Source organism: Thermomonas sp., assembly GCF_019104945.1.
In the GTDB taxonomy this organism is placed as follows: domain Bacteria; phylum Pseudomonadota; class Gammaproteobacteria; order Xanthomonadales; family Xanthomonadaceae; genus Thermomonas.
Genome location: NZ_JAHRWW010000051.1, coordinates 1 through 14,588, shown reverse-complemented (window position 1 = coordinate 14,588; position 14,588 = coordinate 1). Strand labels below are relative to the sequence as shown.

General features: G+C 59.1%; 12 protein-coding genes and 1 pseudogene. 5 read left to right on the top strand and 8 right to left on the bottom strand.

The genetic code is table 11. From position 1 onward, the window contains the following. The first annotated feature begins 69 nt into the window (after positions 1-69). Positions 70-1,026 carry a hypothetical protein gene (locus KUL77_RS11720; RefSeq protein WP_297147388.1) on the top strand — a complete coding sequence of 319 codons (957 nt, stop codon included), beginning with the start codon at positions 70-72 and terminating at the stop codon, positions 1,024-1,026. A gap of 11 nt (positions 1,027-1,037) precedes the next feature. Here the strand turns inward: KUL77_RS11720 and rlmH are convergent, their stop codons facing one another. From rlmH to leuS, 6 genes are read right to left on the bottom strand one after another with little or no spacing between them, the layout of a single operon-like run. Then, on the bottom strand, positions 1,038-1,508 hold the full coding sequence (gene rlmH, locus KUL77_RS11715) for a 23S rRNA (pseudouridine(1915)-N(3))-methyltransferase RlmH (RefSeq protein ID WP_297147387.1): 471 nt from the start codon (positions 1,506-1,508) through the stop codon (positions 1,038-1,040). A gap of 3 nt (positions 1,509-1,511) precedes the next feature. Next, entirely contained in the window at positions 1,512-1,934 is a 423-nt protein-coding gene (gene rsfS, locus KUL77_RS11710) for a ribosome silencing factor (RefSeq protein WP_297147385.1), read from the bottom strand. 41 nt (positions 1,935-1,975) lie between these two features. Continuing rightward, positions 1,976-2,632, bottom strand: a complete 657-nt coding sequence (gene nadD / locus KUL77_RS11705) for a nicotinate-nucleotide adenylyltransferase (RefSeq protein ID WP_297147382.1) — start codon at positions 2,630-2,632, stop codon at positions 1,976-1,978. After that, positions 2,629-3,669, bottom strand: coding sequence for a DNA polymerase III subunit delta (gene holA / locus KUL77_RS11700; RefSeq protein WP_297147379.1), 1,041 nt, complete (start codon positions 3,667-3,669; stop codon positions 2,629-2,631). The genes nadD and holA overlap by 4 nt, the downstream gene beginning before the upstream one ends. 12 nt (positions 3,670-3,681) lie before the next feature. Further along, positions 3,682-4,197, bottom strand: coding sequence for an LPS assembly lipoprotein LptE (gene lptE / locus KUL77_RS11695; RefSeq protein WP_297147376.1), 516 nt, complete (start codon positions 4,195-4,197; stop codon positions 3,682-3,684). A gap of 2 nt (positions 4,198-4,199) precedes the next feature. Beyond that, positions 4,200-6,929: a leucine--tRNA ligase gene (leuS, locus tag KUL77_RS11690; RefSeq protein ID WP_297147374.1), complete on the bottom strand. Its 2,730-nt coding sequence runs from the start codon at positions 6,927-6,929 to the stop codon at positions 4,200-4,202. 97 nt (positions 6,930-7,026) lie between these two features. Between leuS and KUL77_RS11685 the strand changes: the two genes are divergently transcribed. Further along, a complete protein-coding gene (locus KUL77_RS11685) occupies positions 7,027-8,331 on the top strand; it encodes an amidohydrolase family protein (RefSeq protein WP_297147372.1) in 1,305 nt (434 codons plus the stop codon). 10 nt (positions 8,332-8,341) lie between these two features. Here KUL77_RS11685 and KUL77_RS11680 read toward each other — a convergent pair whose 3' ends face one another. Beyond that, complete coding sequence (locus KUL77_RS11680) at positions 8,342-8,938, bottom strand: DUF998 domain-containing protein (RefSeq protein WP_297147370.1); 597 nt, start codon at positions 8,936-8,938, stop codon at positions 8,342-8,344. An 83-nt stretch (positions 8,939-9,021) separates the two neighbouring features. Here KUL77_RS11680 and trxA point away from each other — a divergent pair, with 83 nt between their 5' ends. Next, a complete protein-coding gene (gene trxA / locus KUL77_RS11675; protein WP_297147367.1) occupies positions 9,022-9,894 on the top strand; it encodes a thioredoxin in 873 nt (290 codons plus the stop codon). A gap of 93 nt (positions 9,895-9,987) precedes the next feature. After that, complete coding sequence (locus tag KUL77_RS11670) at positions 9,988-11,955, top strand: serine/threonine-protein kinase (RefSeq protein WP_297147364.1); 1,968 nt, start codon at positions 9,988-9,990, stop codon at positions 11,953-11,955. Between the two features lie 8 nt (positions 11,956-11,963). On the opposite strand, the gene KUL77_RS11665 is transcribed toward KUL77_RS11670, so the two are convergent. Continuing rightward, positions 11,964-14,195, bottom strand: a complete 2,232-nt coding sequence (locus KUL77_RS11665; RefSeq protein WP_297147362.1) for a methyl-accepting chemotaxis protein — start codon at positions 14,193-14,195, stop codon at positions 11,964-11,966. 168 nt (positions 14,196-14,363) lie between these two features. Between KUL77_RS11665 and KUL77_RS11660 the strand changes: the two are divergent. After that, positions 14,364-14,588: pseudogene (locus KUL77_RS11660) on the top strand (hypothetical protein); the annotation flags it as partial.

Below are 14,588 nucleotides of genomic sequence, written 5' to 3'. Positions count from 1 at the left end.
CACAAAAAGCCCGCCAGTGATGGCGGGTTTTTTGTATAAAGACATAACGAAAATTCAGCACCCACTCTAGTGCGCGTGCTTGATGGCCATGTACATGAGTTCCAAGCTGGAACCACGCCTAAGAACCGTACAGCCCACAGCCGCGCACTGCTCTATGCAGCAGGGCTTGCTGCAGGTATCACCTCTACATTGGCACCTGCCAACGAACTAAAGCCACAGGCTGAACACCAGCAGGTACTTGTAGGCGGCAACTATGACGCGCAAGTGCGTGTAGAGGGCGACACACTTTATTACGTCGACATTATCACAGTGGATGGCCTTTCTCTATTTCAGAAGACGCTGAAGACGCATCCGGGCGTGACAACATTACAAGTGCGTTCGCGTGGTGGCGACGCGCTACCAGCGATCGACATGGGTGAGATTGTCCTTCGCCGAAAACTTACCGTAGTCGTTGATAGAGTTTGCAATTCAGCATGCGCAAGTTATCTATTCACCCCCGCACCTGTAAGAAAGGTGCTACCGGAAAGTATGGTGATCTGGCACAACAGCTGTCCGCAGAACGTGCCCAACGATATCGCATTCGAGCGCATTTTAGCCGGTGATATTCCTAACCTGACAGGTGCCATGACGCGTAACGGTGCACGCTTATCCAGTGCTGAAATAGAGGTTGAACTCCAGAAGCAAGGGCCGAAGTTGCGGGAAAAGTTACGCCGCTACTATCAAACTGCTGCGCGTCAACACAAACAGCTATTTTCTAAAACTGGCATCGATGAGCGCATCGACTGTTTAGTGGACTACCTGCCACTGCCGCCTCAAAACCAAGCGTACACACTTTCTGGCGCAGACATGGCTGCCTTGGGTGTATGCAATGTTGAGCTGCCCTCAGATTATGAGGAAGGCGTGAAGCGCCTGCTAACTCAAGAGGGGCTTGCTGATCGTGCAGGGGTGGTGCGGCTCGCCGACTACCCAGAATTCAAGCCAGCTCCACAATCCGCGTGTTCGGCTGAAGTGAAACAATCAGACTGAGCACTCTTGGTTCACGCCCGGTGATACGGGTGATTCGCCAGCAGTGCGGCGGCGCGGTAGAGCTGTTCGGCTAAGACGAGGCGCACCAGCATATGCGGCAAGGTGAGTGGGCCAAGTGACCAAAGTTCGGCGGCGCGGGTAATGACATCCTGAGCATGGCCTTCGGGGCCGCCAATAAGAAACGCAAGGTCGCGGCCTTGGCTGCGCCAGTGCTCAAGGCGCTGTGCAAGTTGTTCGGAGCTGTGCATTTTGCCGCGGCCGTCCAGCGCAATAACGTGGGCGTTTTTGGGTAGTGCCGCAAGCACGCGCGCGCCTTCGTCGCTCATCGCGCGGGCGGTGTCGCGGCCTTTGCCGCGCACACCCGGTTCGACCTCCACCAGTTCCAAAGGCAGCCAGTGCGAGAGGCGTTTTTGGTATTCGGTGAAGCCTTGCGCAACCCAACTTGGGGCGCGCTCGCCAACGGCGATCAGGCGTGCTTTCACCGCTTATTCGGCCGCGCCTACGTCTTCTAGCTCTGCGCCCGCTTTTGGTGGTTCGTCACCCACCGACCATAGGCGCTCCAGTGCGTAGAACTCACGCACGCGCGGCAGCATCACGTGCACCACGACATCGCCTAAGTCCACCAGCACCCACTCGGCTTCGCGTTCGCCTTCTACACCTAGTGGCATCACGTCGAGCTTCTTGGCGAAGCGCACCACTTCGTCGGCCACCGATTTTACGTGGCGCGTGGAAGTACCGGAGGCGATCACCATGAAATCGCAGACGCTGCTTTTGCCGCGCACGTCGATTTCCAAAATATTTTGGGCTTTCAAAGACTCCAACCCATCGCGCACCGCTTGGCGCAGGGCGTCCACCGACGGCGGCGGGGTGGGTAGGCTGGTTTTGATAACTTGGGCAGCGTTGGTCAAGGCGGCGCGCTCGATGGAGTGACGCCTATTATAACGGCCGACTAGCGATAGAGATTGAACCGTTCGATATAGGCCACAACGCTAGGAGGCAGCCACGCCTGCCAATTCTCCCCTTGGGCGATACGTTGGCGCAGCTCACTGGAGGATTCAGGGCGCAGCTCTGGCAGGCTGATGAGGCTGAAACCACCAGCGGGGCTATCTGTCAGCGCCTCCGGCGGTAGCCAGCGGCCATTGATTTTTGCCAATACAGACGGCGCATCGGCGCGTAGGCGCTGCGCATCCAGCGCTGTATTGGGGCGGCGCACGGCCACGATATGGGCCAGATCGAACAAAGTTTCCCAGCGCTGCCACGTATGCAGCTGCAGTAGCGAATCGGCACCAATCAGCCAAGCGATCGGCGCTTGCGGCCCAAGTTCAGCGCGCAGTTCGGCCAATGTATCAACGGTATAAGACGGGCCTGCGCGGCGCAGCTCGCGGTGATCCACGCGGATATTCGCCATGTTGGCGATGGCAAGCTCCAGCATTTCGGCGCGCTGCTCTCCGCTGGCATGGGTGCCTGCCTTATGTGGCGGCGCACCGGCGGGCAACAGACTCACGTCGGCATGCAAACGATCACGAACCACCTGCGCAATGGCCAGATGCCCGTTATGCACCGGGTCAAAGCTGCCGCCATAGAACACGTGCAAACGCTGGCTCATGATGCCAGCAGCCGTAGCGCGCTTTTTTCAGCCACCGCCAGTAACAACCGTTCTAGCTGCAGCCACGCATCAAACGACTCTTTACCCGGCCGCACGCGGCCTTTGGCGATGCGATCTACCCGGCCCGCTTCCACCAGCAGTCGCTCCCAGCGCTCTGGCGCATGCCGTGCCAGTGCGCGCTTATACACGGCTTGTTTGGAATCCCAAATGCGCAGAGCTTTGCATTCGGCAGCGAAGTTGCGCGCTTTCGCAAGCTGCGCCACCAAGGTGAGCTCGCGCACCACCATGCCCATCAACGCGGGGATGGCCTCCCCTTCCGCACGTAGGCCTGCCAGCACACGCGCCACTTGCACCGGCTGGCCGTTGAGCGCCGCATCGGTGAGACGAAACACATCAAAGCGTGCCGAATCTGCAACTAGATCGGCCATGCGCGCCGCGTCGATCACCGCAGTCTCGCCTTGCAACAGCAAGGCGAGCTTGTCGATCTCTTGCGCTGCCGCAAGTAGATTGCCTTCTACTCGCTGCGCGAGCTGCGCCACCGCATCCGGCGTAGTCTTCAGGCCACGGCTGCGCAGGCGCTGGCCGATCCAACTACCCAGCTCATGCGGTTTCACCGGCCAAATGGTGACTAGATGCCCGGCCTTGGCGACCGCTTCGCTCCATTTCCCAGCATGCGATTTCGACCATTCGCTGGCCACGATCAGCAATACCACGTCGGGCGGTGGGTTGGCACAAAAGCCAGCAATCAGCTTCGCGCCTTCGCCCCCCGGCTTGCCTGTGGGTAGGCGAAGTTCAATCAGCCGCTGGCTGGAAAACAAGCTGGGCGCATGAATGGACGACTCCAGCGCGCCCCAGTCGGCATCGCGGCCTTCCATATCATGTACTTCTCGCTCCCCCATGCCCTGCGCACGCGCGGCCACGCGCACGGCATCGGCGGCTTCAAGCACCAGCAACGGCTCGCTGCCCGCAATGAGGTACACCGGGCGCAGCGGTTCTTTGCTGAGCGTAGCGCTGAGGCGGTCGGCGTTAAGTTCCACTGTGCGGCTAGCTTACGGAGAGGCCGGCGTGCGCTGCGAAGACACAGCATCCACGCGGCGCAGCACGGCGGCAGCCATATCGCGGCGTAGTTCACGCACCAGAAGTTCGCGTTCGGCGGTTTTACCAATGGAATCCACCGCCGGGGCGAGGTAATCACGCGAGAGCTCGATCGCCTGCTGCGGCACCAGCATCTCACCATCGGCACGTTTCAGGCTGAAGATCACGGCGTAGCGCAGGGTGAACTCCTGCGCGCGGCCAAACTGATCCATGCTGATGGGCGTGTCGGCCCACTGTTCAGACACGATCGCCAGTATTGCCACCTCGTCTTTAGTGTCTTCCGCAGCAGGCACAGCCCCGGCGCGCTGCAAGCCTTCTGCCAAGGTATCGGCCAACGGGCTGTAACGATCCGACGCGGTTACCCGCACCGGGCCGAGGTTTTCCGGCAGGCGCAGCGCTTTACGCAAATGGAACCCACAACCTGCAAGCAGTGTGGCCGTAAGCGCAATGGCAATAAGGCGATAGTTCATCGTTACACCACGATATTGACGATCTTGCCGGGCACCACGATCACTTTCTTCGGCGTCTGCCCGGCCACAAAGTTCGCCACTGCGGCATCGGCCATTGCAGCCGCTTCAACAGCCTCGCGGCTTGCGTCCACAGGCATTTCAATGGTGGCGCGCAACTTGCCGTTGACCTGCACTGCCAACTTCACCGCATCGCGTACCAACGCGCCGGGGTCGGCCTTCGGGAACGCAACATCTTCCAGCAGCGTTTCCGCATGCCCCAGCACCTGCCACAGCGTGTGGCAAATATGCGGGGTGATCGGATTGAGCAGCAGCACGATGGCCTCCAATGCTTCGTGCTGCACTGCACACCCTTGCGGGCTGGCATCGCTGAATTTATTCACGTGGTTGAGCAGCTCCATCAGCGCGGCAATCGCCGTGTTGAAGCTGTGACGGCGGGCGTAGTCGTCGCTCACCTTGGTGATGGCTTCATGCGTTTGCCTGCGCAGCGTTTTCTGCGCGGCATCCAGCGCGGCCACATCTAGCGCCACGCGTGGTTGCGCCGCGTGTGCGTGCACATCGCGCCACAGGCGGCGCAGGAAACGCGCCATACCGTCTACGCCTGCATCGCTCCATTCCAGCGATTGATCCGGCGGCGCGGCAAACATCGAGAACAGGCGTACGGTGTCGGCGCCGTATTTATCCACCAAAATTTGTGGGTCCACGCCGTTGTTCTTCGACTTGGACATTTTCTCGGTGCCGCCAATCGCCACCGGCTGGCCGTCGGCTTTCAGCGTTGCACCGTTGATGCGGCCCTTATCGTCACGGGTCAGCTCCACGTCGGCTGGGTTGATCCAATCTTTACTGCCGTCGGGGTTAGCGCGGAAGAAGGTGTCGGCAATCACCATGCCTTGGGTCAAAAGACGCGTGGCCGGTTCGTTTGATGTCACCAGCCCCGCATCACGCAGCAGCTTGTGGTAGAAGCGGAAGTACATCAGATGCAAGATCGCGTGCTCGATCCCACCGATGTATTGATCCACCGGCAACCAATAGTTGGCACGTTCGTCCACCATATCGGCCGCGCCCGGCGAGGTGTAGCGCGCGTAATACCAGCTCGATTCCATAAAAGTATCGAAGGTATCGGTTTCGCGCTCGGCCGCACCACCGCACTGCGGACAGGTGGTTTTGCGCCAGTCGGCGTCGGACTTGATCGGCGAATGCACCTGGCCTGCGGCAAACGCATCGGCCACGTCTTCCGGCAACACCACCGGCAGCTGGTCTTCCGGCACCGGCACTGCGCCGCAGCCTTGGCAATAAATCACCGGAATCGGGCAGCCCCAATAGCGCTGACGCGATACACCCCAGTCGCGCAGGCGATAGTTGACACGGCGCTTGCCGATTCCATCGGCTTCGAGTTTCGCCGCAATGGCGTCAAAAGCGGCATCAAAATCGAGGCCCGAAAATTCGCCCGAATTGATCAGCCAGCCACGCTCGGTATACGCGCCGTTGTTTTCAATATTGTCCAAATACCCCTGCACCATCGCCACAGCCGCATCGACTTCAAACACGTCCACCGGAGCGTGTTCGCCCAAGGCTACGGCCATCGGGTCGTCGTTGTCTTGTACATGCGATTGAATTTCTAACAGTGCATCGCGCGTTGCGGCATCTACAATCACCGGCATCGCAATCAGGCCGTAGGCTTGGGCAAACTCCCAGTCGCGCTGGTCGTGCGCTGGCACTGCCATTACCGCGCCAGTGCCGTAGCCCATCAGCACGAAGTTGGCGACATAAATCGGCACATCGTTGCCGGTGATTGGGTGTTTGGCCCATTGCCCGGTAGCCATACCGCGCTTTTCTTGGGTCTCAAGCTCTGCTTCCGACACCCCACCTTTTTTCAGCTCGGCTAAAAAGGCGGCCAGTTCGGGGTTGTTTTGTGCCGCTTTGATCGCCAGCGGGTGCTCACCGGCAATACTGATGAAGGTGACGCCCATCAGGGTGTCGGGACGCGTGGTGAAGACGGTCAACGGTGTATCTTCGCCATCGACCTTAAATTGAATTTCCAGCCCTTCGCTGCGCCCAATCCAGTTGCGCTGCATGGTTTTCACCGAATCCGGCCAGCCTTCTAAGCCGCCCAATTCGTCCAGCAATTCTTGCGCGTAATCGGTGATACGGAAGAACCACTGCGGGATCTCGCGTTTTTCCACCAGCGCGCCAGTGCGCCAGCCGCGGCCGTCGATCACCTGCTCGTTGGCCAGCACGGTCTGGTCAACCGGATCCCAGTTCACCACCGAATTCTTGCGATAGGCCACGCCCTTCTTCAGCAGACGCACGAACATGCGCTGTTCGTGCTGGTAATACTCTGGCGTGCAGGTAGCGAACTCGCGGCTCCAGTCGATCGCATAACCCAGTGACTTCAGCTGGCTACGCATGTGTTCGATATTGGAATAGGTCCACTTCGCCGGCGCGGTTTTGTTCTTGATCGCGGCGTTTTCCGCCGGTAGGCCGAAGGCGTCCCAACCCATCGGCTGCAGCACGTTATGGCCGGTCATCCGCTTGTGACGGGAAATCACGTCGCCAATGGTGTAATTGCGCACATGCCCAACGTGCAGCGCGCCGGACGGGTACGGCAGCATGGACAGGCAGTAATACTTGGGCTTGCTCGAATCTTCCGTCACCTCAAAGGCGCGTGTAGTGGCCCAAAACGACTGGGCGGCGGCTTCAACGGTGCGGGGATCGTAGATGGCGGGCTCGGACACGGTGAACTTTTTACGGAAACAGGATAGGAAAGCCTACCGCAGTGGGCCAAAACCCGCCATGATTGGCTGAACACGCCAACATCAACAGGGGGTTTTGATGCGCTACCACTTACTGCTTGCCACAGGCCTACTGGCCGCCACTGCGCCCAGCTTTGCCGCCGACACCGTGCTGCATTGCGGCCAACTCTTCGATAGCAACAGCGGCAAGCTACTGGGGCCGCACAACATTACCGTGCGCAACGACCGTATCGCCGAGGTTCGTGCAGGCACCGCCCCCGCCGCCGCAGATGCGCAGGCCATCGACCTTAGCGCGCAAACCTGCCTGCCCGGCCTGATCGACTCCCATACCCACCTGACCGGCGAAACCAGCCCCACCGCGTTCACCGACCGTTTCCGTCTGAACACCGCCGACTACGCGATTCGCTCTACTCTTTACGCCAACCGCACCCTACAGGCAGGTTTCACCACCGTGCGCAATTTGGGCGATGGCGCCAATATCTCCATCGCCCTGCGTGATGCGATCAACGCGGGCAGCATTCCCGGCCCGCGCATCTTTACGGCTGGTAGCGCCATCGGCTCAACCGGCGGCCACGCCGACGAAACCGACGGCCTACGTCTAGACCTACAAGGCGACCCCGGCGCAAAAGACAGCATTATTAACGGCGTGGACGATGCGTGGAAAACCGTGCGTCAGCACTACAAAGACCACGTAGACGTATTGAAAATCATGCCCTCCGGCGGCGTGTTAGATCAAAGTGGCAGCGCCGATAACCCACAAATGACTTTGGATGAAATCAAGGCCATCGTAGCCGCGGCGCACGACTATGGCCTGACCGTGGCCGCGCACGCGCACGGCGCTGAAGGCATTCGTCGCGCGGTACAAGGCGGCGTGGATTCCATTGAACACGGCACCTATCTTGATGATGCGGGCATGAAACTGATGAAAGAACGCGGCACGTGGTATGTGCCCACCATCATCGCCGGTAAATATGTCGCGGAGAAAGCCGAAGTTCCCGGCTACTACACCCCGCAGGTTGCGGCCAAAGCCAAGCAAATTGGGCCGCTGATCCAAGGCACCGCTGGGCGCGCGTACAAGGCTGGCGTGAAGATCGCCTTCGGCACCGACGCGGCCGTGTACCCGCACGGGCAAAACGCCAAAGAATTTGCCTACATGGTGGAAGCCGGCATTCCCGCCTCCTACGCGCTACAGGCCGCCACCAAGAATGCGGCGGAGCTTCTCAAGAAAAGCAAGGATCTTGGTAGCTTAGAAGTCGGGAAATATGCCGACGTTGTGGCCGTTTCTGGCAACCCACTGGACGATATCAACCTGATGCAGCACGTCAATTTCGTGATGAAAGCGGGCAAGGTGTATCGCCAGCAAGACAAGCCAGTGAACAATTAACCTATCGGTGCTACTGGGCGCGACGCAGCCACAGCGCCGCGCCCAACCACCACAGCAGCCACACGGCATACGCCAACCGCTGCGCCAGCCCCACCCACGCACCAATGGGAGCGAGCACGGTAAGCACCGGCAGCAGCAAGCCCGCGCCCAAGCAGAACACCGCAAACCCTTTTCCGCGTTTAGCTCCCAGTGCCAATAACAGCATCGCAGGCACAAACGCGATCCACCACAGCATCCACAGCGAAACATGTAGGCGGCTGGTTAGCTCCTCTACCCCACGCTGATCCAGAGGCATCGCCCCCTGCAGGGCAAACGCCAGCACCGACAGCTGCGCCAGTGTTAGCCCCAACCGTGCCATCCAGCCGCGTTCCTGCACTGCTGGCCGCAGCGCATGCGCCGCCAGCAGCAGGCTAATGCCTGGCAGCAAAAATGCCCCAGCGTTAAACAGCTTCGCCCCCGGCAAGCCCACCGCACCGCGCAGTGCCAGCGGATGCACCAGATGCGAAAACTCCGGAACCCCCACCCGCGCCAGTAGCAGCGTCAGCACAAACAGCACGATAGCGGCCGCCACCCAGCGTAAAGCGGCACTCGAAAAAGGCTTCATCATCGGCGTTATCTTAAAACACTCATTGGCTTGCGATTATCCTGCATCGCCCCCATCTGATTAGAAACATCTTTGCCAGGCCCGCCATGACCGACACCGCTTCGCCCTACGTTTTTGACGCCACCGCCGCCACGTTTGAAGAAACGGTGATCCGCAAATCGCTTGAAACCCCCGTACTGGTGGACTTTTGGGCGACGTGGTGCGGCCCGTGTAAAACCCTTGGGCCGGTGCTGGAAAAACTTGCGGCGGACTATCACGGCGCATTTGTGCTGGCCAAGGTCGATGTGGATAAAGAGCAAGAGCTCGCCGCCGCATTCCAAATTCGCTCTGTTCCCACCATCGCCGTGGTGAAAGACGGCCAAGTGCTGGGCGCTATTCCCGGCGCGCTACCGGAAGGCCAGCTACGCGAGATGCTGAAGCAAGTGGGCATTGAGCCTGCCGCGCCCAGCGAAGACCAGGCCCCCGAAGCCGCCCCTGCGCCGCTAGACCCGCACCAAGAGGTGCTGCGCCTGCGTAAAGAAGTAGAGACTGAGCCGAGCAAAGACGAGCACAAGCTCGACCTCGCCCTAGCGCTGCTGCAAATCGGCGCAGCGGCTGAGGCCGAACAACTGCTCGACAAGCTCCCGGCTAACCTTGCCACCGATGATCGCGCCATTAAAGCCCGCGCCAAGCTGGGCTTTTCCGCCCTACTAAAAGACGCGCCTCCTGCCGAGGTATTGGAAGCCGCTATCGCAGCCAACCCCGATGACTTGCGCGCGCGTCACCTTCTGGGTGTTCGCCAACTGGTGGCCGGTGACGCCGAAGCCGGGCTCGCCCAGTTCATCGAGATGCTGAAACGCGATAAGACCTATTCCGACGGGCTAGCGCGCAAATCCCTGATTGACGCCTTCCGCGTTCTGGATGATGAAGACCTCATTAGCCGCTTCCGCCGCCAGATGTCAGCGCTCCTTTTAGTCTGATATAGCCACTTGTTGTAAGCCACCGCCTCGGCGGTGGTTCCCCCCACGCGTTTGGCATCGTATCCTCTCCCGGCAAGTGTGGAGAGAGCAGCGTTGACGTCATCTAACTATCCAAGCGTAGCGGGCTACCAAATTCAGCGCGTCATCGGCCACGGCGGCATGTCCACCGTGTATATCGCCGAGCAAACGTCGCTCGAACGGCGTGTTGCGCTCAAAATTATGCTGCCCGAAGCGCTGGCAGACGAAGTCAGCCGCGCCCGTTTTGAAAATGAAGCACGCATCATTGCGCGGCTCGAACATCCCAATATCGTCGGTATTTTTGAAGTAGGCCGCACTGCCGATGGCCTGCCTTTCTACTCGATGCCCTACCTGCCGCACGGCCACCTTGCCCAGCGTAATCTCATAGGGGATCAACCCAAAGTTGCGGCTATCATGCGCAGCTTGCTGCAAGCGCTGGATTACGCCCATGTGCGCGGCGTCGTGCACCGTGACGTTAAGGCCGAGAACGTTTTATTCGACGACAGCGACCGCCCCATGCTGGCCGATTTCGGTATTGCGCTGCGCCGTGGCAATAACCCAAGGCTCACCAATGCGGGGCTTGCCGTTGGCAGCACCGCCTACATGCCCCCGGAACAAGCACGCGGCCAAGAGGTGGACCGCCGCGCAGACATCTACAGCATGGGCGTTCTCGCGTGGGAAATGCTGATGGGGCAACTGCCTTTCAATGCAGGCGATGCGCTCACCATGGCGATCAAGCATGTGCAAGATCCCATCCCCCGCCTTCCTTCTGCGCTGAAACATTGGCAGCCATTTATCGACAAGGCGATGGCCAAACAGCCCGAACTACGCTTCGCCAGCGCCAACGACATGCAGCAAGCGCTTGATGCATTGGAGCAGCAAAGTGGCAAGGCGTTTACGGCCGTTGAGCTTCCCAACACCACGGGAGCACGCAAATTCTCCCTACCCAATTCACGCACGCTGATCTCAGCCGGTGCGGTAACGGCAATTGCTATCGCGGTTGGTTTTGCACTATTTCAGCAACAACAGCCTGAAGCCCCCACTACGCCTTCGCCTGTTACCACGCAAACAGACCGCCCCAGCCCACAACCATCCGCAGCGGCACCCAGCACTGTAGAAGACATTCCACTGGAGGCCACCGACAAAGACCAAAAAGAACCGCTTGGTATCGCCGCCTATCTCGCCAACGCGCAACAGCAGCTCAGTCACGGCCAGTTACTCACACCCGCCAATGCCAACGCGTGGAATAGCCTAAAAGCCGCTTGGAAAGCTGACCCCACCTATCCCGAAACCCTCAAGCTCACAGCGCAATTATTCGACGCGCTTGCCGATGCCTCCGTTGCGGCCTTGCGCAATGGTGATATGAACACTGCTATCAGCAACTTCCAACACGCACAGCAACTCGACGCGCGCCGTGGCGGCACAGGCGCAGCGATTACCACCTTACGCAAGCGATTGGATAGCGTGCTGGATGAACGCCTAGATAAGCTACTTGCACGCTCGGAAACGCGCCCTGCCGCCACAAAACTTGTCAGCGACCTAGCATGGCTTGACCTGCCCGAAGCCAGACTCCGCGCGCTACGTGCGCGTACAGCTAAAACACCTTCCAGCACGGCTCCAACACCCGCTTCCGCCGCAGCCCATACTCCTGCGCAGCCTACAGCTCCGCTCGAGGTTCAATCTATCTCTCGCCTTGAATACGCTCAATTTGCCAACGCAACGGGGCGCGGCTTTTCCAACTGCGGCAAAGGCTTCTTGGGTCGCACGCTGAAATGGAGCAACACCGGCAGCGATCGCAAGCCAGTGGTCTGCATCTCCGCCGCCGACGCTCAAGCCTATGCCGCTTGGCGCGGCGCACAAGACGGCCACAGCTATCGCCTACCCAGCGCCGGAGAAGCGAGCACACATGCCTCAAGCACCAGCTGGCTCAACCTCTGCAACGACCACGCCTGCAAACAGCGCATGGCCAGCAACAAGCCGCAGCCACTAGACGCCACGCGCGGCTATGACGACGTAAGCTTGCTACTGGTACGCACCCACTAAACGCGCCTTTAGCGTAGTTTAAAGTGCGCCACCAGCTCTGCCAGCGCACTCGCTTGGTCTGCCATCGAGCGCGCCGATGCGCTGGCTTCTTCCACCAGCGCTGCGTTTTGTTGCGTGCTGCTATCCAATTCGGCAACAGCTTGATTCACCACGCGCACTCCCGCCGCTTGCTCCTCACTTGCTGCGCTGATCTCAACGACCAAGCCCGAGACCTTATCGACCTCTCCCACCAGCGCACCGATGGTGCCCCCCGTATCCTGTACTTGCGTTGCCCCTTGATCCACCGCCTGCACTGAGGCATCGATCAGCGTTTTGATTTCTCTGGCCGACGTGGCCGAACGCTGGGCGAGTGTGCGCACTTCACCTGCCACCACCGCGAACCCCCGCCCCTGTTCACCGGCACGCGCCGCTTCCACCGCTGCATTGAGCGCGAGGATATTGGTTTGAAAAGCGATCCCATCGATCACACCGATGATCTCTTCAATTTTGTGTGATGCAGCGGTGATGCGCCCCATTGTCCCCACCGCAGAGTCCACCAAGACGCCCCCCTGCTGCGCAATCTTCGCAGCGCCTTCCGCAAGCTCTCTTGCGTTGCGAGCATTTTCTGCATTGCTTTGAATGGTGGAGGTTAGCTCTTCCATCGACGTGGCGGTTTTTTCCAAGTGCGCCGCTTGTTGCTCGGTTCGCTGCGACAGATCATCGTTGCCAGCCGCAATTTCCGATGCCGCAGAACGAATCACGTCCACCGCATCTTGAATCTGCCCCACCGTTTCGCTTAACTGCTCCACGGTGTCATTGGCATTGCGCGCCATTTCGCCAAATGCACCGTGTAGCCGGGTCTCCACACGGCGTGTCAAATCGCCCTCAGCCAAGGCTGAAAGCACATGGCGAATTTCACCAATCGCCTGCCCCATGCTGGCCAGCATGGCATTGAGCTGACGCGCCAAGGTCAGCTGGAAGCCTTGCTTGCCGTTTTCTTCGATACGCCGTTCCAGCTCACCACGCACTGCACCCGCCACCACTTGTTCGATTTCACGCTCAACCACCAGTTCTTGTGTACGGTTTTTCCATTCGGCCACGTAGCCAATCGTAGCGCCGCGTTCATCGAACACAGGCGTCATGACCACATCAAATGTGAGCCCACCCAATACGATTGTTTCAGCATAAGGCGCCGTCAAACCGGCAAGGACCTTGCGTCCCACATCGGGTTGGGGATGAAATTCTTCCAACGGCATGCCAATGACGTTTTCAATTTTGAAGCCTGCTACCGCAGTCGCAATTTCGGCTTCGGAAGCTCCAAAGTCTGCCAATAGCGCCCGATTTGCATAAACAACGGTGCGATCCGAGCGCGCCACCATGATGCTGTCCGTTGCCGCATTTAATGCCTCCACGACACGACGGCTTTTCTCCCCCTCGCGCCGCAACTCTTCTACGTAATAGGCTTGCCGCGTTTGCAGAACTTTGACCCCCATCAGAATGCGACCAATCTCATCGTTGCGTGAGATATCGATACGGCTGGTGTAAGTCCCCCCACTCATCTCGCGTAAAGACTGGCGAACTTGATTAGCTCTGTGAACAACATCCTTGGAAAGCCAGTACGCGGAATACAGCATCCCCCCCGCCACAGCCAGCACCAACGCCCAATCGAGCCCCGATACCACACCGTTTCGTAGCAGCAGCCAAGCCGCTAATGCTGGCGCCACTAATGAGAACAAATATAGCCGTGTCGTTAAGTTCAACTTCCACAGCGGGTTCATACGCTCAGCCAATGGCACCTTCACCAGCTGGCCATTGCGGACCACCACGTCACCCAAAGTGCCTGCGCGCATCGATGCATAATCGCGCTCACTTCGTAAAACCTGCTCACGTGTTGGCTTGCGCCGCACCGACAAATATCCTGTCACATCGCCGCGCTCATCACGCATTGGTGCCACATGGGCAACGACCCAATAATGATCGCCCCCTTTGGCATAATTTTTGACCACGCCTGTCCATGGCAAGCCTTTATTTAGCGTTGCCCATAGATCTGCAAATGCCGCCGCAGGCATATCGGGGTGGCGAATGATGTTGTGAGGCTGGCCAATCAGCTCCTCTTCAGAAAATCCACTGATTTCACAGAAGTATTCGTTGACATAGGTGATTGCCCCACCTTTATTGGTGCGTGAAATGATCAATTCACCATCACGATACTCACGCTCGCGCTGGGTGACAGACCGCTCCATAATCGCCTTACGGCTCAACCTTTCGGCTTGTCTTACCCCAATACTTGCAACCATTCCGCCCCTCACCCGATACAGCAACTAGTCATCGGCAATCTACGCGACGGCTTGCGATATTTTTTTGATGGATATCAATCTAGTAACAACTTGTCGTACTTCGGTCTGTTCTTTTTCGTCTAAAATGGGCAGATGCCCCCAAACCCCTCTATTGGCCTGCGTCTGCAGCGCCTCTTCTTGACTGGCCTTCTAACCCTGCTGCCACTGTGGCTGACGTGGGTGGTGGTGAAGTTTGTCTTTGTATTGCTGGGCGACATCAGTAGGCCATTGATCGAGCCGCCCTTGGCAGGCATGGCCGCCAGCAACCCACGCACCTTCGGCTGGTTGGTGGAACCATGGGTACAAAACGCGATTGCC